Origin of the sequence: Conexibacter woesei DSM 14684 (assembly GCF_000025265.1) — a bacterium.
Lineage (GTDB): Bacteria > Actinomycetota > Thermoleophilia > Solirubrobacterales > Solirubrobacteraceae > Conexibacter > Conexibacter woesei.
The window spans coordinates 2,803,517-2,822,781 of record NC_013739.1; the positions used below are offsets into that span (position 1 = coordinate 2,803,517).

Sequence of the window (19,265 nt, forward strand, 5' to 3'; positions counted from 1 at the left end):
ATGAGCGTTGACCCGTTGGAGCAACTGTCGTCGGAGGAGCTGCACGACCTCGCCGTCAAGCGCGCGCGTCGGCATCTCGACGTGCCGTTCTTCTGGCGGCTGCTGAAGTACCTGCCGGCCGCCGAGGCCGGGGCGGGCGAGCTGGACGAGGCCGAGGCCGACCTCGAGTCGCTGACGTCGCACGTCGACGACGTGACGACGTCGGGCAGAGGCGAGGTGGGGGAGCTGCTGCGGCCGTTCTACCTCGAGTACCTGCGCGAGCACGGCGTCAGACCGAGCTGACGGCGCTCACCCTCGCACCGTCACGGGGATCCGCTCGACGGCGTTGTTGACGTAGCCCTTCACGTTCCAGACCGGCGTCAGCGGCTGCGTCTCGCCGGTCGCGTCGGTCGCGCGCGAGCAGATCGTCCAGGCGCCCGGCGTCGCGTCCCACGTCCACGACCAGCCGCGCCATGCGTGCGGGCCGAGCGGCGGGTCGAGCGCCGCCTCGCTCCAGTGCTCGCCACCGTCGGCGCTGACCTCGACGCGCTCGATCGGCGCTCGCCCCGACCAGGCGCGTCCGGCGAGCACGCAGCGGCCGGCGTCGAGCACGCGCTCGCGCGTGAGGAAGTCCGGGATCCCCGGCGGGACCGTCAGCGAGCGCGGCGCGATCCGCGTCACCGGCGCGCCGTCGCCGTCGCCGCTCGCCAGCTCCTCCTCCGACGCGTAGAGGCGGTAGCCGACGGCTTGCTGGTAGCCGCCGAACGGCTCCGTCAGCGCCGTGATCGCGCCGAGCCACTTCACGTGCGCCATCCCGTACCAGCCCGGAACGACCAGCCGCAGCGGGAAGCCGTGCTGCGGCGGCAGCGGCGCGCCGTTCATCGCGTACGCCAGCAGCACGTCGCCGGCGAGCGCGTCGGCGAGCGACAGGCTGCGCTCGTAGCGCTGCTCGACGCCGTCTTCGACGCCGCGGTCGAGCCCGCTGAACAGCAGCTCGACGACGTCGTCGCCGAGTCCGGCCTCGTCGAGCAGCAGCGCGAGCGGGACGCCGGTCCACTCGGCGGTGCCGACCGCCTCAGTCAGCCACGGCTGGCTGATCGGCCGCGGCTCCAGCAGCGCGCGGCCGTTGCCCGCGCACTCCAGCGTGACCGCGCGCGTCACCGCCGGCAGCGCCCGCAGCTGCGCCAGCGACAGCGACCGCGGCCGCGTGACGCGTCCGCCGATCTCCAGCCGCCAGGCGGCCGGGTCGACCGCCGGGATGTCGTAGTGGACGAGCACGTAGTGGAGGCCCGGCGGCGTGATCGGCCACCGCAGCGCCTCCAGCGGAAGCGCGTGGTTGCGCGCCGCCAGTCGCAGCTCGGCAGCGGTGACGCCGCCGCCGACGTCGCCGACGCCCGCCGCCGCGCGCGCGTCCGTCGTCATCTCAGCCGATCCCGGCAGCCGCCGCCGGCTCGATGTTCTGGTTGATGCGGAAGAAGTTGCCGGGGTCGTACTCCGCCTTCACGCGCGCGAGCCGGTCGTAGTTGTCGCCGAACGCGGCGCGCACGCGCCCGCCGCCCTCGTCGCCGATGAAGTTGAGGTAGACGCCGCCGCTGCTGAACTGCTTCATCTCGGCGGAGATCGCGCGCGCCCAGGCGATGTGCGCGTCGTCGCCGGCGGCGTCCTCCCACAGCGCGAACGGGTGCGTCACCCACGTCGCCTCGCGCTTGGCCATCGGCGTCTCGTCCGCCGACACGCGAGCGATCGCGCCGCCCCACGGGAAGACGATCGACTGGCAGGCGGACGGCACCGGCATCCGCTCGGAATGCGCGGCGTAGACCTCGATCGCCGCGTCGGGAAGCGCGTCGAGGTAGTCGGCGGTCCAGTAGTTCCGCAGCCCCGGCGGGTCGTCGATCATGCGCTGGAACTCGACGTACGGCATCGCGCCGACGAGGTCGACGGCCGGCCGCAGCGTGCGGAAGTCCTCTGCGAACGCGGCGCCCTCGCGCTCGTCCTCGCCGGCCCACATGAACGCCAGCCCACAGCAGAGTCTGCCCTGCAGCTCCGCCGGCACGAACTCCTCGGGCGGCCCGGTCAGGTACACGACGGCGAGCGCCAGCTCCTCCGGTGCGCCGTTCTCGATCGTCTCGCGCATCAGCTCGACGACCTCGCGCCCGCGCTCGCCCGGCCACAGCATCAGTCCGGCGAGCACGAGCGGGCCGAGCGGGTGGAGGTCGAACTCGAACGCCGTCGCGACGCCGAAGTTCCCGCCGCCGCCGTGCAGCGCCCAGAACAGGTCGGCGTGCTCGATCGCGCTCGCGCGGACGCGGTCGCCGGCCGCGGTCACCAGCTCGACTGCGCGCAGGTTGTCGCAGGTGAGCCCGTGCTTGCGCTCCAGCCAGCCCGAGCCGCCGCCGAGCGTCAGCCCCGCGACACCGGTCGTCGAGACGCGCCCGCCGGTCGTCGCGAGCCCGTGTTGCTGTGTTGCGGCGTCAAAGTCCGCCCACGTCGCGCCGGCGCCGCAGCGCGCCGTGCGGGCACCGGGGTCGACCTCGACGCCGGTGAACGCGCGCACGTCGATCACGAGCCCGTCCGCGACGGTCGACATGCCCGCGACCGAGTGGCCGCCGGCGCGGACCGCGGTCGGCAGGCCGGTCTCCTGCCCGAAGGCGATCGCGGCGGCGACGTCGTCGACGCCCGCGCACTGGGCGATGACTGCTGGTCGCACGTCGACCATCGCGTTGAAGAGGACGCGGGCCTCGTCGTAGCCCGCGTCATCTGGAAGCAGGGCCGTGCCCCGCATCCCGTCGCGCAGCTCGCGCAGCGCTGTTTGGCCGGCCGTGCCGGTCATCACGGGTCCCTTCTGTCGTTGCAGAGAGCGCCACCGAGCGTACGACCGGATCGAGGTGCGGCGCAAGACGCGCCGTGCGCCAGGTCGTCCTGGATCGCTGTCGTCCTGCGACAGCAATCCAGGACGACGGCGGCTCAGCCGGCGGCGCGGCGCGCCTCCAGCGCGGCGCGCTGGGTGGCGTTGCCGGAGGCGTCGATCGCGCGCACGTAGGCGGCGTCGGCGCCGGCGCGGTCGCCGAGGCGGCGCAGCAGGTCGGCGCGCGCGGCGTGCAGCGGGACGTAGCTGGCGAGCGCGCCGCCGTCGTCCTCGCCGGCCGCGATCGCGTCGAGCCGGTCGAGGCCCGCGCGCGGACCGTCGGCGAAGCCGATCGCGACGGCGCGGTTGACCTCGACTGCCGGTGACGGCCGCCAGCGCGCGAGCCGGCCGTAGAGCGCGGCGATCTGCTTCCAGTCGGTGCCCTCGAACGACGGCGCGCGCGAGTGCAGCGCCGCGATCGCCGCCTCGACCTGGAACGGGCCGGGCGCGCGCAGCGCGAGCGCGTCGTCGAGCAGCGCCAGCCCCTCGCGGATCCGCTCGCCGTCCCAGCGCGTGCGGTCCTGACGCGGCAGCGGCACCGCGTGTCCGTCGCGGTCGACGCGGGTCGCGCGGCGCGAGTCGTGCAGCAGCATCAGCGCGAGCAGGCCGAGCGTCTCGGGGTCGGGATCGAGCGAGGAGCGCAGCAGCCGCGCGAGCCGGATCGCCTCGTCGCACAGCTCGCCGCGCACGAGCGCGTCGCCGTCGGAGGCGGTGTGGCCCTCGGTGAAGATCAGGTAGACGACGGCGCGGACCCCGCTCAGCCGCTCGGGCAGCAGCTCGTCTGGCGGGACGCGGTAGGGGATGCCGGCGTCGAGGACCTTGCGCCGCGCGCGCGTCAGCCGCCGCTCCATCGTGCGCGGCTCGACGAGGAACGCGCGTGCGGTCTGCGCCGTCGTCAGGCCGCCGAGCGACTTGACCGTCAGCGCGACGCGCGCCTCCGATCTCAGCGCCGGGTGACAGCAGGTGAAGATCAGCCGCAGGCGGTCGTCCTCCAGGCACGAGTCGGGCTCCTCGTCCTCGGCGCCGCTCGCGGCCTCGCGGGCCGCGAGCGCCTCGAGCGTGCGCAGCCGCTCGTCGAGCACGCGCGCGCGGCGCAGGCGGTCGATCGCCCGCCGCCGCGCGGCCGTCGTGAGCCAAGCGCCGGGGTTGCGCGGCACGCCGTCGCGGGGCCAGTTGGCCGCCGCGTCGGCGTACGCGTCCTGGAGCGCGTCCTCGGCGAGCGCGAAGTCGCCGCCGAGGTGGCGGATCAACGTCGCGAGGACGCGCCCGCCCTCCTGCCGGGCGGCGCGGTCGAGCGCCGCCGCCGCTCCCGGCGACGGCATCATGCCTGGTCGAACACCACCGTCGGCCGCAGCTCGACCGAGCCGCGCGTGACGGACGGGATCTTTGCCGCCCACGCGAGCGCGGCGTCGAGGTCGGGGACCTCGATCAGGTAGAAGCCGTCGAGCACCTCCTTCGTCTCGGCGAACGGCCCGTCGGCCGACTGCAGCTCGCCGCCGCGCACGCGCACGGTCGTCGCGGCCTGCGTCGGGTGCAGCGCCTCACCGCCTCGCATCACGCCGGCCTCGACCAGCTCCTGCGAGTACGACATCCAGGCGGCGAACTCGGCCTGGCCCTCGGGGCTGTCGGGCGCGGGACCGGCGCCGGGGGCGTTGTAGATCAGGAGCGCGTACTGCATGGTGGTCCGTCCTTTCGGAGAGTGCGTGTCGCCAGGACGACGTACGATCCTCGCCGGATCCGACAGCTTCGCGCGAGTTGGCGCTTCAGCGCTCCCCGGCCGCGTCGCCGCCGCCGGCGTCCAGCTCGTCGGCGAGCAGCGCGAGCTGCACGTTCGCGAGGCCGCGCGGGGTCTCCAGCACGACGCCAAGCAGCTCCTCGATCCGCGCGAGCCGGTAGCGCAGCGAGTTGCGGTGGAGGTGCAGGCGCGCCGCCGTCTCGTTCGAGTTCTGGCCGCAGTCGATCCAGCTGCTCAGCGTCGCGAGCAGGTGCGGCTGGTCGCGGATCGGGTCGAGCAGACCGGCCAGCCGTCGCAGCCCCTGCCCGTCCTCCTCGCCGCTCGCCGCGGCCAGCAGCTGACCGACCGGGTCGAGCTGGTCGAAGCGCACGACGGTGCCGTCCGGCGCGCTCGTCGCCCGCGCCTGCGCCAGTGCCAGCCGCGCGTCGTGCAGCGAGCGGCGCGCGTCGCGCAGCGAGTCGATCCGCCGGCCGACGCCGGCGGAGGGGAGGGGCCGGCCCGCGCCCGGGGTGGCGCTCTCGCCGGCCCCCAGCAGCGCCTCGGCCAGCAGCGCCGGGTCGCCCTGCACGAGCGTCACGGGCTGCTCGCCGTGCGCGGTCAGCAGGTGGCGGAGGCCGTTCGCGCTCAGCAGCTCGCGCACGAGCGCAAGTGCGGCGGTCTCGCTCGCGACACCCGCCGGCACCGACCACGCGACGACGTGGACCGGCTCGCCGAAGTCGAGCCCGAGCGCCGAGACCTCCGCGTCGAGCCCGGCCGCCTGCGCCGGCGCGATCCCGCGCAGCGCCCGCCGCAGCACGTCGGCGCCGCGCGCGCGGGCGTTCTCGTCGCGGTGCGCGCGGCCCTGTGCGACGAGGCCGAGCAGCTGCGCGGCGCGCCGGATCACCGGCCGCGCGAGCGGGTCGCCGGCGGCGGCGCGGCGGCCGCTGACGATCAGCAGCTGGTCGCCGGCCTCGTCGCCCGGCAGCGGCAGCACCGCCGCCGCTCTGCCGCCGAGCTGCGCGCCGTCGCGGTCGCCGTCGTCGGCCGCGCCGATCGCGGCGCGCACGTCCTCCTCTGCCGGCACGCGCCCGCTCGCCTCCAGCACCTCGCCGCCGCCGGTCGCCAGCAGCGCGTCGACGTCGAGCAGGCTCGCCAGCCGGCTGACGATCGCGCGCTCGGGACGGCGCTGCTGGAGCGCGTCCATCAGGTACTCCTCCATCGACATGATCCGCCGCATCACGACCATGTCCTCGCTCGTGCGCGCGTCATGGAGGAACGAGATGATCTGGTGGAAGGCGGTCTCGATCGGGACGAGGAAGACCGGGAACGCGCGTCGCTCGGCCTCGTCGACGATCGCCTGCGGCACGCGCTGGAGCACGAGCCCGACGGCCCAGCCGAGCGCCGTCTGACCGCCGTCGTCCAGCTCGGCGATCAGCCGCCGCTGGTCGTCGCCACGGCCGCGAACGCGCAGGCCGTTCGTCAGCATCACCCAGTCCTCCGGGATCCAGCGCGTCGGTGCCGCGACCTCGATCGCGTGCGCTCCGCGCACGGGCCGCTCCCGCGCGGAGGCGTCGGAGGTGACCAGCGTCAGGCCGAGCTCGCGCTCGTCCAGAAGGTTGCCGAGAGTCAGCTGCATGTACGACCGTGCCCGAGTGTGTGTGCGCGTGCACACACAGTTCGGTCGCTCGCACAATAGCCACCGACCCCCGCCGTCCGGAAGGCTGCGCTCATGCCAGGAGAGAGCGGAACACGCCTGTGGCACCCCTTCGCCGACATGGCCGCCGTCGACGGCGCCGAGCTGATGCTCGACGCGGCCGACGGCTGTTGGGTGACCGACGCGGACGGCGCGCGCTACCTCGACGCCAGCGCCAGCCTCTGGTGCTGCAACCTCGGACACCGCGTCCCCGAGGTCAATGCGGCGATCGCCGCGCAGCTCGACCGGCTCGACTCGTACTCGACGTTCGGCGACTACACCAACGCGCCCGCCGAGCAGCTCGCGGCACGGCTCGCGACGCTCGCGCCGGTCGACGACGCACGCGTCTTCCTCACCAGCGGCGGCGGCGACTCGATCGACACCGCCGCGAAGCTGGCGCGCGCCCACTTCCAGCACATGGGGCAGCCCGAGCGGCTGCACATCGTCGGCCGCACCCACGGCTACCACGGAACGCACGGCTTCGGCACGAGCATCGGCGGGATCGAGGCGAACACGAGCGGCTGGGGTCCGCTGATGCCGCACACGTCGAGCGTCCCGTACGACTCGCTCCCGGCGCTGGAGCAGGAGCTGCACCGCATCGGTCCCGAGCGCGTCGCCGCCTTCTTCTGCGAGCCGGTGATCGGCGCCGGCGGCGTGCTGCTGCCGCCCGAGGGCTACGTCGAGGGCGCCGCGGCGCTGTGCCGCGAGCACGGCGTGCTGTTCGTCGTCGACGCGGTCATCTGCGCGTTCGGCCGGCTCGGCACCTGGTACGGGATCGAGCGCTTCGACGTGCGGCCCGACATGATCGCGTTCGCGAAGGGCGTCAGCGGCGGGATCCTGCCGCTCGGCGGCGTCGTCGTCTCCGGCGAGATCGCGCAGCCGTACTTCGCGGCGCCGGGCGGGCCGATCCTGCGCCACGGCCCGACGTACTCCGGCCATCCGGTCTGCTGCGCCGCCGCGCTCGCCGCGCTCGACGTCTACGAGCGCGACCTGCTGATCCCGCGCGGACAGCAGCTGGAGGGCGACCTCGCCGCCGTGCTGGAGCCGCTGAAGCAGCACCCGGCGGTCGCCGAGGTGCGCGCCGGGCTCGGCCTGCTGGCCGGGATCGGGCTGACGGAGGCGGCGCGCGCCGCGACGCCGAACGCGCCCGGCGCGCTGCAGCGCGCGGCGCGCCACGAGGGCGTCCTCGTGCGGGCGCTGCCGGACGGCATCGCGGTCTCGCCGCCGCTGACGATCGCGCAGGACGACCTGCGCCTCATCGGCGACGGCATCGCGGCGGCGCTCGACGCGCTCGTCGCGACGCACCACTGAGCTGAGTTGGAAACGAGAGGGAGAGCATGGGAATCCGCGTAGGCATCGACACGGGCGGGACGTTCACCGATCTCGTCGCCGTCGACGACCGGACCGGCCGCTGGTATCTGGCGAAGGTCCCGTCCAACCCGAAGCAGCCGGTCGCCGCGATCTCCGCGGCGCTGGAGCAGGCGGCGTTCGACCCCGCCGACGTCGACTTCATCGTCGTCGGCACGACGATCGGCATCAACGCCGTCCTGACGCGCACCGGCGCGCGCGTCGTGTACCTCACGACCGACGGCTTCCAGGACATCCCGCACATCCAGCGGATCAACCGCAAGCACCACTACGACTTCCACTGGCGCAAGCCGACACCGCTCGCCGACCGCCAGGACTGCATCGGGATCGCGGAGCGGATCGACGCGTACGGCAACGTGCTGACCGCGCTCGACGAGCAGCAGGTGCAGGACGCGGTCAAGGACCTCGCCGCGAGCGTGGGCGCGGGCGCCGACGGCAGCGCCGACCCGGTCGCGGTCGCCGTCTGCTTCCTCTTCTCCTACCTCTCCCCGCAGCACGAGCAGGCCGCGCGCGACGCGATCCACGCCGTCGCGCCCGACCTCCCGGTCTCGCTCTCGCACGAGGTCGCGCCGATCTGGCGCGAGTACGAGCGCGGCACCGCCGTGATCCTCGACGCGTACATGAAGCCGGCGCTCGACCGCTACGTCGCGGGCGTCACCGACGCGTTCGCCAGACAGGGCGCGGGCGACCGCTGGTCGCTGTTGAAGTCCAACGGCGGCCACGCGCTCGCCGAGGAGGCGCTGCGCAAGCCGTCGCACATCCTCCTCTCCGGCATCGCCGGCGGCGCGATCGGCGGCGCCTACTTCGCGCGCCAGGCCGGCGCGCAGCAGGCGATCGTCGTCGACATGGGCGGGACGTCCTGCGACGTCTGCCTCGTCGTCGACGGCGAGCCGCTGTTCTCGTCCGAGTACGAGATCGAGTTCGGCCTGCCGGTCTCGGTCCCGACGATCCACACGCACACGATCGGCGCCGGCGGCGGCTCGATCGGCTGGGTCGACCCCGGTGGATTCCTCCAGGTCGGGCCGCAGTCCGCGGGCGCCGACCCCGGACCGGCCTGCTACGACGCCGGCGGCAGCGCGCCGACGATCACCGACGCGAACCTGCTGCTCGGCCGCCTCGACCCCGAGTTCTTCCTCGGCGGCTGGCTCCAGCTCAAGCCCGAGCTGAGCGGCGCGGCGATGCGCACGCTCGCTGACAGACTCGGCCACGACGAGGTCGAGGTCGCCTCCTCGATGATCCGCATCGCGAACGAGTCGATGGCGAACGCGATCCGCATCGTCACCGTCGAGCAGGGGATCGACCCGCGTGACTTCGCGATCGTCGCGATGGGCGGCGCCGGTCCGACGCATGCGTGCGGGATCGCCGAGTCGATCGGGATCGACCGCGTCGTCGTGCCGCCGCACCCCGGCGTCACGTCCGCGTTCGGCGCGCTCGCCGCGCCGGTGCGCGTCGACGAGGTGCGCTCGATCGCGCTCAAGTCGACCGATCTCGACGCTGCCGCGCTCGCCGCGATGGTCGCCGAGCTGGAGGAGACCGCGAGCCGCAACTTCGCCGCGCAGTCGCCGGGCGGCGAGCAGCCGCGCGTCGAGCGCGCGATCGCGATGCGCTACCAGGGCCAGAACTACGAGCAGGAGGTCGCACTGCCCGAGGGCGCGGTCGACGCCGACGCGCTCGCGAAGACGTTCGAGCGCTACCACGACCTGCACCAGGAGTTCTACGGCTACCGCTTCGACGGCGCCCCGATCGAGCTGGTGCGGATCGCCGTCGCCGTCGCCGGGCCTGACGCCGAGCTGCCGCCGCTGCACGCGCAGGGCGAAGCGCGCCCCGGCCGCACCGCCGAGGTCTACTTCGAGGAGGGCGGCTTCCAGCCGACGACCGTCGTCCCGCGCACCGAGATCGGCGAGCAGGAGCGCAGCGGCCCGGCGATCGTCGAGTCGCTCGACACGACCGTCGTCGTCCCGCCCGGCTGGACGCTGCACGGCCTGCCCGGCGGCGTGATGGAGCTGCGCCGCGGCGCCGCGGGCCGCACGCCGGCCGCGGCCGGCACGTCCACGACCGCGACCGCGACGGCCTGAGGGAGACCGAGATGAGCACTGAGACAGAGCAGGGCCTCGACCCCGTCCTGCTGACGATCGTCAACAACAGCTTCGTCAACATCTGCCGCGAGATGGGCGTGACGATGACGCGGACTGCGTTCTCGCCGATCTTCAACGAGGGGCTCGACTTCTCGTGCGTGCTGTTCGACAGAGAGCTGAACATGATCGGGCAGGCGGAGTTCTGCCCGGCGCAGCTGGCGGCGTCGATCTTCATCGTCCGCTGGACGGTCGAGGAGCTGGGGATCGACAGCTTCGAGCCCGGCGACGTCGTCCTCCACAACGACCCGTATCGCGGCGGCGCGCACATCCCCGAGCACTCGGTGATCCGGCCGGTCTTCTACGACGGCGAGCTGTGGGGCTTCGTCGCCAACGTCGGCCACCTCGCCGAGATCGGCGGCAAGGCCGTCGGCTCGTTCGCCGCCGACGCGACCGAGGTCTTCCAGGAGGGCCTGCGGATCCCGCCGATCAAGCTCGTCAAGCGCGACCAGAACCAGATGGACCTGTGGCGCCTGATCATGGCCAACCACCGCACGCCGCGGAACACGTGGGGCGACCTCAACGCGCAGGTCGGCTCGCTGCGCGTCGCCGAGAAGCGGCTCGTCGAGCTGCTCGACCGCTACGGGCCCGAGCTGCTGACGCGCGCCTCGAAGGAGCTGATGGACTACTCCGAGCGCTGGATGCGCGCCGAGATCTCCGCGATCCCGGACGGCTCCTACGAGTTCAGCGACCGGATGGAGGACGACGGCGTCGTCAGAGAGCCGGTCAACCTGAAGGTCCGCGTGACGGTCGACGGCGACCGCCTGATCGTCGACTGGACCGGGACCGACAGACAGGTCCGCGGCCCGATCAACGCGACCTACGGCGTGACGGCGGGCGCGGTCTACAACGCGATCTTCCACGTCACCGAGTCGAACATCCCGAAGAACAGCGGCGCCTACCGGCCGATCCACATCATCGCGCCGCCCGGCACCGTCGTGAACGTGCAGTACCCGGGACCGTCGGTCGGCGGCAACACCGAGACGCACCCGAAGCTCGCCGACATGGTGATCGGCGCGCTCGGCGAGGTCCTGCCGGACAAGGTCGCCGCGGCGGAGGGCGCGACCTGCTGCAACTTCCTCTTCGGCGGCACGCACCCGAAGACGGGCGAGTACTTCGCCAACTACCACCTCGAAGGCGGCGGCTGGGGCGCGAAGTCCTACGACGACGGCAACGACGCGACGATCGTCAAGAACGGCAACTGCCGCAACACGCCGGTCGAGGTGTTCGAGACGCGCTTCCCGCTCGTCACCGGCGAGTACTCGCTGATCGAGGACTCCGGCGGCGCCGGCCGCATGCGCGGCGGGCTCGGCACGCGGCGCATCATGAAGATCGCCGAGGGCGCCGAGATCACCGTCTCCGCGCTGCTGGACCGCACCGACCCCGACTTCAAGCCGTGGGGCCTGGACGGCGGCGGCGAGGGCGGCAACGCCGCGATCAAGGTCAAGCTCGTCGGGCAGGACGAGTTCCACACGTTCACAGAGACGTTCGGCACCGCGTCGGCGTCGAAGTTCACCAACATCGTCCTCAGAGCCGGCGACGAGGTGCTGCTCGACTCGCCGGGCGGCGGCGGCTACGGCGACCCGCGCGAGCGCGACCGCGGATCGGTCCGCCGCGACCTCGCCGAGGGCCTGATCTCGGACGCCGCCGCGCGGGACATCTACGGACTCGAGGAGAAGGCCGCATGAGCGGGCACTGGGAGCCGATCGTGATGCAGGTGTGGGACACGGTCGTGACGCCGTGCGACTGCTGCGGCCAGGTCGTCGCGCGGCGGCAGTGGGTGGTCGAGCTGGAGGAGGGCGAGCGCCGCTTCTGCGGACCCGACTGCGAGCAGCTGTACCGCTCGTACGTCGTGCCCGCGCGCGCGGCCGCGCCCGGCGCCTCCGGGGCGAGCAAGGGCTGATCCGATGACCACCGGTCTCGAACAGCCCGGCACGGCCGGGAGGGCGCTCGACGTCTTCAGCCCGGCCGATCCGGCCGAGCGCGTCGGCTCCGTCCCGGTCTCGACGGCCGCCGACGTGCGCCGCGTCTGTGACGCGGCGGCGGCCGCGGCGGAGCGGTGGGCGGCGACGCCCGCGCCCCACCGCGGCACCGTCCTGCACCGCGCCGCGACGCTGCTCGACGAGCGCGCCGACGCGCTCGCCGTGCAGCTCACGCGCGAGGAGGGCAAGACGGTCGCCGAGGCGCGCGGCGAGGTCGACCGCGCGGTCGGCTTCCTGCGCTACTACGCGACCGCCGCGATCGACGCGCACGGCGAGGTCTACCCGAGCGCGGTCCCCGGCCGCCACCTCTACACGCAGCGCGAGCCGCTCGGCGTCGTCGCAGCGATCACGCCGTGGAACTTCCCGATCGCGATCCCGGCGTGGAAGTCGGCGCCGGCGCTCGCGTTCGGCAACGCGGTCGTGCTGAAGCCGTCCGAGGTGACGCCGCTGAGCGCGTGGTCGCTGGCGGAGGCGCTGTGGGACGCCGGCCTGCCGCACGACGTGCTGCAGGTCGTCTGCGGCGAGCCGCACGAGGTCGGCCCGGCGCTGTGCGGCGATCCCGCCGTCGCGGCGCTCACGTTCACCGGCTCGACCGCGGTCGGCCGCAGGCTGCAGCGCGACGCGGTCGCACGCGGGATCAAGGTGCAGACCGAGATGGGCGGCAAGAACCCCGTCGTCGTCCTCGACGACGCCGACGTCGCCCAGGCGGTCGAGCAGACCGTCGCGGGCGCGATGCGCTCGACCGGGCAGAAGTGCACCGCGACGAGCCGCGTGATCGTCACGCCGGGCATCCGCGAGGCGTTCGTCGAGGCGCTCCTCGCGCGCGTCGCTGCGCTGCGTGTCGGCGACCCGCTCGACGCCGAGACGGAGATCGGCCCGCTCGTCTCCGAGGTCCAGCGCGAGCGCGTGCTGGGCCACATCGACGCCGCCGCGCGCGACGGGCTGACGCCGGCCGTCGGCGGCAGCGCACCCGACCGCCCGGGCTGGTTCGTCGAGCCGACGCTCTACCTCGACGCCGACCCGCGGAGCGCGCTGGCGCAGGAGGAGATCTTCGGGCCGGTCGCGGCGGTGATCGAGGCGGAGGACCTCGACGCGGCGCTGGAGATCGCCAACGCCGTGCCCTACGGGCTCGCGGCGTCGGTCTTCACGCGCGACCTCGGCCAGGTGCAGCGGTTCGTCCGCGGCATCGAGGCGGGCGTCGTGCACGTCAACGGCGAGACCGCCGGGACGGAGCCGCAGGTTCCGTTCGGCGGGATGAAGGCGTCCAGCTCGCACTCGCGCGAGCAGGGACGAGCGGCGGCGGAGTTCTTCACCGCCGTCAAGACGGTCTATGTGGACATGCCCGCCTGACCGGCGGGGAGCGAGAGGAGCAGTGTGGATGCTGGGACGGAGATGGAGCCGAACGGCGATTCCTGGGATCGCCGCGGTCGGACTGGCCGCGCTCGCGGTCGGGTGCGGCAGCAGCAGCGACGACGGCGGCAGCAGCGGCGCGGGCACGAGCGACAGCGGCGAAGGGCCGATCAAGATCGGCTTCGCCGTCGCCGACTCGGGCGCGATCGCGCCGTACGACATCGAGCCGACGCAGGCGGCGCAGCTGCGCGTCGACGAGATCAACAGAGCGGGCGGCGTGCTCGGCCGCAGACTCGAGCTCGTCAAGAAGAACACGCAGTCGGACAAGGCGCTGTCGACCAACGTCGCGACTGAGCTGCTCGGCGACGGCGCGGTCGCGATCGTCACCTCGTGCGACTTCGACTACGGCTCCCCGGCGGCGATCGCCGCGCAGGGCGCCGGCGTCCCGGGCATCTCGCTGTGCGCGTCGGACCCGAAGTTCGCCGACACGAGAACGATCGGCGACATGGCGTTCACGTTCGCACCCGGCTCCGACGTCGAGGCGACGTCCGGCGCCGAGTGGGCGTTCGAGAGAAGAGGCTGGAGAAACGCCTACGTCCTGCAGGACGAGTCGATCGAGTACACGAAGGCGCTCGGCCGCTACTTCAAGGCGCGCTGGGAGCAGCTCGGCGGCAGAATCGTCGGCGAGGACTCGTTCCCCGGCGGCGACAACGTCTCGATCCGCGCGCAGGCGACGAAGCTGAAGAACGCGAGCGGCGTCGACTTCATCTATCTGCCGACGTGGAACCCGGGCGGCCCGGCCGCGATCCGCCAGCTGCGCGCCGCGGGCGTGACGCTCCCGATCGTCGGTCCTTCCGCGCTCGACGGCGACCTGCTGCTGTCGACCGCGGGCGACGCCAGCGACGTCTACTTCAACCCGTACGGCTGCTACGTCTACTGCGAGGGCGGCAGAGGCAGAAGCCTCGACAGATTCGCCGCCGATTTCGAGGCGAAGACGGGCAGAAAGCCGTCGACCGCGTACGACCTCGCGGGCTACAACCTCGTCTCCGCGCTCGCGCAGGCGATCGACGAGGCGAGATCGACCGACGGCAAGGCGATCGTCAGAGCGATGGAGACGATGGGGCCGATAGAGACCCCGACGGAGCCGTTCGAGGTCTCGAGCGAAGGCTGCCACAAGCCGATCGGGATGCCGCTCTCGTTCGTCGAGATGAGAGGCGGGAGACTGACCTACCTCGAGTCCGTCACCGCGAGAGAGATCCCGGACGTCGGCGACGGAAACGGCTGCGCGACGAGATGACGACCACCGCCGTGCCTCCGTCCGGGCAGGCGGCTGTCCTGACCGACCGCGCCGGCACCGCGCCGGCGCGCCTGGCGGCGTCGGGGCTGCGCGTGCAGTTCGCCGGCGTCGTCGCGCTCGACGGGGTCGACCTGACGGTCGACCGCGGCGAGATCGTCGGCCTGATCGGGCCCAACGGCTCGGGCAAGACGACCTGCCTCAACGCCCTCTCGGGCTTCGTCTCGCTCGCCGGCGGGCGCGTCTCGCTCGACGAGCGCGACGTGACCCGCTGGTCTCCGGCGCGCCGTGCGCGCGCCGGCCTCACGCGCACGTTCCAGAGCGTGCGCGTCTTCGCCGACCTGTCGGTCAGCGACAACGTCGAGGCGGCCGCGCTCGGCGGCGGCCTCGGCCGCCGCGCCGCGCGCAGACAGGCCGCCGCGGTGCTCACCTCGCTCGGCCTCACGCATCTCGGCGACCGCGCCGCCGGCGCGGTCTCGGCCGGCGACGAGCGGCGCGTCGGGATCGCCCGCGCGCTCGCGACGCGCCCGCGCTTCCTGCTGCTCGACGAGCCGGCGGCCGGCCTCAACGACGCCGAGTCGATCCGCCTGATCGACACGATCCGCTCGCTCGCGCGCGAGTTCGGCTGCGGCGTGCTGCTGGTCGAGCACGACATGCGCGTCGTGATGGGCACGTGCGCGCGGCTGCACGTGCTCGACTCCGGCCGCACGGTCGCGGCCGGCGCGCCGGACGAGGTCGCGCGCGATCCCGACGTGATCGCGGCGTACTTCGGCAACGAGGAGGTGAGCAGCTGATGCTGTCCGTCAGAGACCTGCGCGCCTCCTACGGCTCGATCGAAGCGCTCCAGGGGACCTCGCTGGAGGTCCGCGAAGGCGAGCTGGTCGGCCTCGTCGGCCACAACGGCGTCGGAAAGTCGACGACGCTGAAGGCGATCGCCGGCGTGCTGAAGCCGACCGGCGGCAGAATCGAATGGCTGGGGGAGCCGCTGCGCGGCGGCGCCGCGGCGACGATCCGCGCCGGCATCGCCTACGTGCCGGAGGACCGCCGCATCTTCGGCGGGCTGTCGGTCGAGGAGAACCTGCGCCTCGGCGCGACGACGCGCAGCGACGCCGACGGCGTCGCAGCCGACGTCGAGCGCGAGCTGGAGCGCTTCCCGGCGCTGAAGAAGCTCTACAAGCGCCGCGCCGGCAACCTCTCCGGCGGCGAGCAGCAGATGCTGGCAATCTCGCGCGCGCTGATCTCGCGACCGAAGCTGCTGCTGCTCGACGAGCCGACGCTCGGCCTCGCGCCGATCGTGATCGACACGCTGTTCGCGACGATCGCGTCGCTGCGCGACGAGGGCCTGACGGTGCTGCTGGTCGAGCAGAACGTGCGCAAGACGATCCAGGTCGCCGACCGCGCCTACGTGATGGCGCCGGGCGGCCGCATCGAGCTGGAGGGTGCCGCGCGCGAGCTGGAGCGCAGCGACGCGTTCCGCGCCGGCTATCTCAGCCTCGCCCCGGCCGCTGCGCCGGGCCAGACCAAGGCGGTGACCGCATGACCCAGCTGCTCGAATACCTCGTCGACGCGCTCAGCGGCGGCGGGATCTACGCGCTCCTGACGATCGGCCTCGCGCTGCTGTTCAGCGTCATGGGCTTGATGAACTTCGCCTACGGCGAGCTGATCATGACCGGCGGGTTCGCGATGTTCCTGCTGCGCGATCTGCCGTGGCCGCTGATGGTCGCCGGCGTGATCGTCGCGGTCGTCGTGATCGCGCTGATCACCGAGCGGCTCGCGTTCCGGCCGCTGCGCGGCGCCTCGCCGCTGACGCTGCTGATCGGCTCGTTCGCCGTCAGCGTGATCTTGCAGAACGCGGCGCGGATGACGGTCGGCCCGCGCGCGAAGGGCGTCGAGCCGTACGACTGGCTCGACAAGACCGTCTCGCTCGGCGGCGTCGACGTGCAGATGCTCGACCTCGTCACGATCGCCGTCGCGTTGGCGCTGATCGGCGGGCTCGTGGTGCTGCTGAAACGGACGCAGCTCGGCGTCCAGCTGCGCGCCGCGGCGGAGGACTTCGAGATGGCGGCGCTGCTCGGCGTCAAGTCCAACCGCGTGATCGCCAGCGCGTTCGCGATCACCGGCGTGCTGGCCGCGGTCGCGGCGCTGATGCTGGTGATGAAGCAGGGCTCGGTGTCGGTCACGATCGGCTCGGTTCCGCTGCTGATCGCGTTCGTCGGCGCGGTCGTCGGCGGGATGGGCTCGCTCGGCGGCGCCGCGCTCGGCGGCTTCCTGCTCGGTGCCACGACGGCGGTGCTCGACGCCGCGCTGCCGGGGGACCTCGCGCCGTTCCGCGACGCGTTCGTCTTCGGGCTCGTGATCGTGATGCTGGCGACGCGGCCGCAGGGCCTCGTGCCGGCGCCGGAGGTGCGGGTCTGATGCCCTCCACCGACCGTCTCCGCGCCGGCCTCTGGCCGCCGCTCGCGCTCGGCCTCGCGATCGTGCTCGTCGCCTCGCTCGTCGGCGGCGCCGGCGACGTCGTGATCGAGCGCGTCGCGATCCTCGCGCTGATCAACATGGTGCTCGTCGTCGGGCTGTGGACGTTCTCCGGCGTGACCGGCGTCGTCTCGTTCGGCCACGTCTCGTTCGCCGCGATCGGCGCGTACGTGTGCGCCTTCCTGACGATCCCGGTGCCGATGAAGAGAGGGCTGTTCCCGGAGATGCCGGGCTTCCTCGACTTCCTGCTGACGGTGCACACCGACTTCCCGACGGCGATCGTGATCTCGGGCCTCGTCGCGGCCGGCTTCGCGCTCGTGCTGGCGCCGGCGTTCGTGCGGCTCGACGGTGTGCAGGCCGGCATCGCGACGCTGGCGCTGCTGGCCGTCGTCTACAACGTGCTGCTCAACTGGGAGCAGGTCACGCGCGGCTCATCGACGATGATCGGCGTCCCCGCCGACCTGACGCTGTCGACCGCGGCCGGCTGGGCCGTCGCCGCCGTCTGCATCGCGTGGGCGTTCGCCCGCTCGCGCGTCGGGCTGCGCGCCCGCGCCGCGCGAGAGGACGCCGCCGCCGCGCGCTCGCTCGGGCTGCGGGTCGTCGGCGACCGCACGGTCGCGTGGGCGTTGAGCGCGTTCGTCGTCGGCTGCGGCGGCGCGCTCTACGCGCACTTCATCACGACGTTCAACCCCGACCAGTTCTACCTCTCGCTGACGTTCGTCGTGCTCGCGATGCTCGTGCTCGGGGGGATCGGCTCGCTCTCGGGCGCCGTGCTCGGGACCGTCGTCTACTCGCTCCTGGCCGAGCTGCTGCGCCGCCTGCAGGGCGGCCAGTGGACGGGCGTGGACCTGCCGGCCGGCACCGCCGAGGTCGTGTTGGCCGCGCTGCTCCTGCTGATGCTGATCAAGCGCCCGAGAGGTCTGACGGGCGGCCGCGAGATCCCCTGGCCGGTCCCACGCCGGCGCCCCGCGAAGCCGGCGTCACCACCGACCCAGGAGCCCGTGTCGTCGTGAACAGGTGCGATCTCGGGTCGCCTGACGACCCGAGATCGCACCTGATCGGCTCACAGCGCCGGCGCCGTGGGCGGTGCGTGGCCGAGCGAGGACGGTCGCTCGGCCCCGCGTCGCCCAGGGCGCCGGCCGGCCGGCGCCAGCCGCGCCACCGCGCGGCTCAGTGGCGCTTCGCGTAGTCGCCGAACTCGCCGAAGTCGAGCAGCACGCACGTCTCGTCGCCGACCACTTCGGCGTCGTGACCGGGCGCGATCGCGAACGCGTCGCCGGGACCGATGTCCATGTCGGCGCCGTCGTCCATGTGGATCGTCATGCGACCGGCGACGCAGTAGCCGAGGTGGGAGACCTGGCACGAGTCGGTGCCGGCGATCGGCTTCACGTCGGCGGACCAGCGCCAGCCGGGCTCGAACTCGCCGCGGCCGACCATGTGCCCGTTCATGTCGAGCACGTCCGCTCTGCCGTGCGCCGCGAACGGGCGCGTCTCGTCAGGGGACTCGAAGCGCTTGACCACGGTGGTGGCTGTGGTGGCCATCGGCTCCTCCTTTGCTTCGGGGCCATCGACGCTACTCCGGCCGACCGGGATCCGGTAGGCCGCGCGGGCGCCGACTCGGAGCGCTCCGGTCGTGCCCCGTCGCGCGTCGCGAGTCGCCCGCGAGCCCGCTGTGCCTCAGCGTTCGAGCACGTCGAGCGTCCACGTCGCGCCGGCGCCGGTCAGCTCGACGTCGAGCCCGGCCGCGGTCGCGATCGCCGCGACGTCGGCCGGCTTGCGCGGCGCCCGCGCGGCGAGCAGCAGCTCACGCGCGACGCGGCCGCGCGTCGCCTTCGCGTTGTGCGAGATCACCTGGCGCGAGCCGTCCGGCTTGACGGCGAACGCGCGCACCTCCACGCGCGCCGCCTGCCGCGGCTTCCAGACCGCGGCGTAGCCGCCGGAGCGGCAGTCGACGACGAGCGTGCGGGCGGCGTCGCGCTCGGCGAGCGCCTCCGCGACGAGCGGCCGCCACGCGGCGGCGAGCGTCCCGCCGCCGGCGCCTGCCGGCTTCGCGTCGATCGGGAGCTTGTAGTGGGGGATGCGGTCGGAGGGACCGACGAGCCCCCACAGCCCGCTCGCGATCAGGACGCTTCTGGCGGCGCGTCGTCGCGCGGCGGTTGGCAGCGAGGCGAGGTCGAGCTGGCCGAAGAGGACGCCGTCGTAGACCTCGGCGGCCGGCGCGGCGGGCGCGGTCAGCAGCGCGGGGTCGACGACCTCGATGAGCCGTTCGCGCAGCGGGCCGAGCACGGTCGGGAAGGGGAGGGCGGCGAGGTCGACGGGCTTGCGCCCCTTCGCCGGCATCGCCTTGCCCTCGGAGGGAGGGAGCAGCAGCAACAT

At 73.5% G+C, this 19,265-nt stretch carries 18 protein-coding genes; 11 read left to right on the forward strand and 7 right to left on the reverse strand.

The features are described from left to right. The gene (locus tag CWOE_RS13090; protein WP_012934095.1) at positions 1-282 is read left to right on the forward strand and encodes a hypothetical protein; all 282 of its coding nucleotides are present in this window, start codon (positions 1-3) and stop codon (positions 280-282) included. 6 nt (positions 283-288) lie between these two features. Here CWOE_RS13090 and CWOE_RS13095 read toward each other — a convergent pair whose 3' ends face one another. The 5 genes from CWOE_RS13095 to CWOE_RS13115 form a co-directional block, all read right to left on the reverse strand. Then, positions 289-1,401, reverse strand: a complete 1,113-nt coding sequence (locus CWOE_RS13095; RefSeq protein WP_012934096.1) for a sulfite oxidase — start codon at positions 1,399-1,401, stop codon at positions 289-291. Between the two features lies 1 nt (position 1,402). Next, the gene (locus tag CWOE_RS13100; protein ID WP_012934097.1) at positions 1,403-2,809 is read right to left on the reverse strand and encodes an FAD-binding oxidoreductase; all 1,407 of its coding nucleotides are present in this window, start codon (positions 2,807-2,809) and stop codon (positions 1,403-1,405) included. A 134-nt stretch (positions 2,810-2,943) separates the two neighbouring features. Continuing rightward, complete coding sequence (locus tag CWOE_RS13105; protein WP_012934098.1) at positions 2,944-4,209, reverse strand: RNA polymerase sigma factor; 1,266 nt, start codon at positions 4,207-4,209, stop codon at positions 2,944-2,946. Then, the gene (locus CWOE_RS13110) at positions 4,206-4,562 is read right to left on the reverse strand and encodes a YciI family protein (RefSeq protein ID WP_012934099.1); all 357 of its coding nucleotides are present in this window, start codon (positions 4,560-4,562) and stop codon (positions 4,206-4,208) included. Before CWOE_RS13110 ends, CWOE_RS13105 begins: the two co-directional genes overlap by 4 nt. Positions 4,563-4,647: 85 nt before the next feature. Beyond that, the gene (locus tag CWOE_RS13115) at positions 4,648-6,234 is read right to left on the reverse strand and encodes a helix-turn-helix domain-containing protein (protein ID WP_012934100.1); all 1,587 of its coding nucleotides are present in this window, start codon (positions 6,232-6,234) and stop codon (positions 4,648-4,650) included. Between the two features lie 93 nt (positions 6,235-6,327). On the opposite strand from CWOE_RS13115, the gene CWOE_RS13120 reads away from it, so the two are divergent. Genes CWOE_RS13120 through CWOE_RS13165 form a run of 10 tightly spaced genes read left to right on the forward strand, consistent with a single transcriptional unit; the run spans position 6,328 to position 17,902 of the window. After that, the gene (locus CWOE_RS13120; protein WP_012934101.1) at positions 6,328-7,602 is read left to right on the forward strand and encodes an aminotransferase family protein; all 1,275 of its coding nucleotides are present in this window, start codon (positions 6,328-6,330) and stop codon (positions 7,600-7,602) included. Positions 7,603-7,628: 26 nt separating this feature from the next. After that, positions 7,629-9,734: a hydantoinase/oxoprolinase family protein gene (locus CWOE_RS13125; protein WP_012934102.1), complete on the forward strand. Its 2,106-nt coding sequence runs from the start codon at positions 7,629-7,631 to the stop codon at positions 9,732-9,734. Positions 9,735-9,745: 11 nt separating this feature from the next. After that, positions 9,746-11,479 (forward strand): hydantoinase B/oxoprolinase family protein, encoded by a 1,734-nt coding sequence (locus tag CWOE_RS13130; RefSeq protein ID WP_012934103.1) that lies wholly within the window; start codon positions 9,746-9,748, stop codon positions 11,477-11,479. After that, positions 11,476-11,694 carry a hypothetical protein gene (locus CWOE_RS13135; RefSeq protein ID WP_012934104.1) on the forward strand — a complete coding sequence of 73 codons (219 nt, stop codon included), beginning with the start codon at positions 11,476-11,478 and terminating at the stop codon, positions 11,692-11,694. Before CWOE_RS13130 ends, CWOE_RS13135 begins: the two co-directional genes overlap by 4 nt. A gap of 4 nt (positions 11,695-11,698) precedes the next feature. After that, positions 11,699-13,123, forward strand: coding sequence for an aldehyde dehydrogenase family protein (locus CWOE_RS13140; protein ID WP_012934105.1), 1,425 nt, complete (start codon positions 11,699-11,701; stop codon positions 13,121-13,123). 28 nt (positions 13,124-13,151) lie between these two features. After that, positions 13,152-14,420, forward strand: a complete 1,269-nt coding sequence (locus CWOE_RS13145) for an ABC transporter substrate-binding protein (protein ID WP_012934106.1) — start codon at positions 13,152-13,154, stop codon at positions 14,418-14,420. Then, entirely contained in the window at positions 14,417-15,211 is a 795-nt protein-coding gene (locus tag CWOE_RS13150; protein ID WP_012934107.1) for an ABC transporter ATP-binding protein, read from the forward strand. Before CWOE_RS13145 ends, CWOE_RS13150 begins: the two co-directional genes overlap by 4 nt. Then, entirely contained in the window at positions 15,211-15,957 is a 747-nt protein-coding gene (locus CWOE_RS13155; protein WP_012934108.1) for an ABC transporter ATP-binding protein, read from the forward strand. Before CWOE_RS13150 ends, CWOE_RS13155 begins: the two co-directional genes overlap by 1 nt. Next, a complete protein-coding gene (locus CWOE_RS13160) occupies positions 15,954-16,832 on the forward strand; it encodes a branched-chain amino acid ABC transporter permease (RefSeq protein ID WP_012934109.1) in 879 nt (292 codons plus the stop codon). The genes CWOE_RS13155 and CWOE_RS13160 overlap by 4 nt, the downstream gene beginning before the upstream one ends. Continuing rightward, on the forward strand, positions 16,832-17,902 hold the full coding sequence (locus CWOE_RS13165) for a branched-chain amino acid ABC transporter permease (protein ID WP_012934110.1): 1,071 nt from the start codon (positions 16,832-16,834) through the stop codon (positions 17,900-17,902). Before CWOE_RS13160 ends, CWOE_RS13165 begins: the two co-directional genes overlap by 1 nt. Before the next feature lie 157 nt (positions 17,903-18,059). Here CWOE_RS13165 and CWOE_RS13170 read toward each other — a convergent pair whose 3' ends face one another. Both CWOE_RS13170 and yaaA read right to left on the reverse strand, forming a co-directional pair. Then, entirely contained in the window at positions 18,060-18,431 is a 372-nt protein-coding gene (locus tag CWOE_RS13170) for a cupin domain-containing protein (RefSeq protein WP_012934111.1), read from the reverse strand. 135 nt (positions 18,432-18,566) lie between these two features. Further along, entirely contained in the window at positions 18,567-19,265 is a 699-nt protein-coding gene (gene yaaA, locus CWOE_RS13175; RefSeq protein ID WP_012934112.1) for a peroxide stress protein YaaA, read from the reverse strand.

Bases quoted from the DNA above. Each gene is read 5' to 3' on its own strand.
- CWOE_RS13090 (WP_012934095.1), top strand. From the start codon at position 1: ATGAGCGTTGACCCGTTGGAGCAACTGTCGTCGGAGGAGCTGCACGAC.
- CWOE_RS13095 (WP_012934096.1), bottom strand. From the start codon at position 1,401: ATGACGACGGACGCGCGCGCGGCGGCGGGCGTCGGCGACGTCGGCGGC.
- CWOE_RS13100 (WP_012934097.1), bottom strand. From the start codon at position 2,809: ATGACCGGCACGGCCGGCCAAACAGCGCTGCGCGAGCTGCGCGACGGG.
- CWOE_RS13105 (WP_012934098.1), bottom strand. From the start codon at position 4,209: ATGATGCCGTCGCCGGGAGCGGCGGCGGCGCTCGACCGCGCCGCCCGG.
- CWOE_RS13110 (WP_012934099.1), bottom strand. From the start codon at position 4,562: ATGCAGTACGCGCTCCTGATCTACAACGCCCCCGGCGCCGGTCCCGCG.
- CWOE_RS13115 (WP_012934100.1), bottom strand. From the start codon at position 6,234: ATGCAGCTGACTCTCGGCAACCTTCTGGACGAGCGCGAGCTCGGCCTG.
- CWOE_RS13120 (WP_012934101.1), top strand. From the start codon at position 6,328: ATGCCAGGAGAGAGCGGAACACGCCTGTGGCACCCCTTCGCCGACATG.
- CWOE_RS13125 (WP_012934102.1), top strand. From the start codon at position 7,629: ATGGGAATCCGCGTAGGCATCGACACGGGCGGGACGTTCACCGATCTC.
- CWOE_RS13130 (WP_012934103.1), top strand. From the start codon at position 9,746: ATGAGCACTGAGACAGAGCAGGGCCTCGACCCCGTCCTGCTGACGATC.
- CWOE_RS13135 (WP_012934104.1), top strand. From the start codon at position 11,476: ATGAGCGGGCACTGGGAGCCGATCGTGATGCAGGTGTGGGACACGGTC.
- CWOE_RS13140 (WP_012934105.1), top strand. From the start codon at position 11,699: ATGACCACCGGTCTCGAACAGCCCGGCACGGCCGGGAGGGCGCTCGAC.
- CWOE_RS13145 (WP_012934106.1), top strand. From the start codon at position 13,152: ATGCTGGGACGGAGATGGAGCCGAACGGCGATTCCTGGGATCGCCGCG.
- CWOE_RS13150 (WP_012934107.1), top strand. From the start codon at position 14,417: ATGACGACCACCGCCGTGCCTCCGTCCGGGCAGGCGGCTGTCCTGACC.
- CWOE_RS13155 (WP_012934108.1), top strand. From the start codon at position 15,211: ATGCTGTCCGTCAGAGACCTGCGCGCCTCCTACGGCTCGATCGAAGCG.
- CWOE_RS13160 (WP_012934109.1), top strand. From the start codon at position 15,954: ATGACCCAGCTGCTCGAATACCTCGTCGACGCGCTCAGCGGCGGCGGG.
- CWOE_RS13165 (WP_012934110.1), top strand. From the start codon at position 16,832: ATGCCCTCCACCGACCGTCTCCGCGCCGGCCTCTGGCCGCCGCTCGCG.
- CWOE_RS13170 (WP_012934111.1), bottom strand. From the start codon at position 18,431: ATGGCCACCACAGCCACCACCGTGGTCAAGCGCTTCGAGTCCCCTGAC.
- yaaA (WP_012934112.1), bottom strand. From the start codon at position 19,265: ATGTTGCTGCTGCTCCCTCCCTCCGAGGGCAAGGCGATGCCGGCGAAG.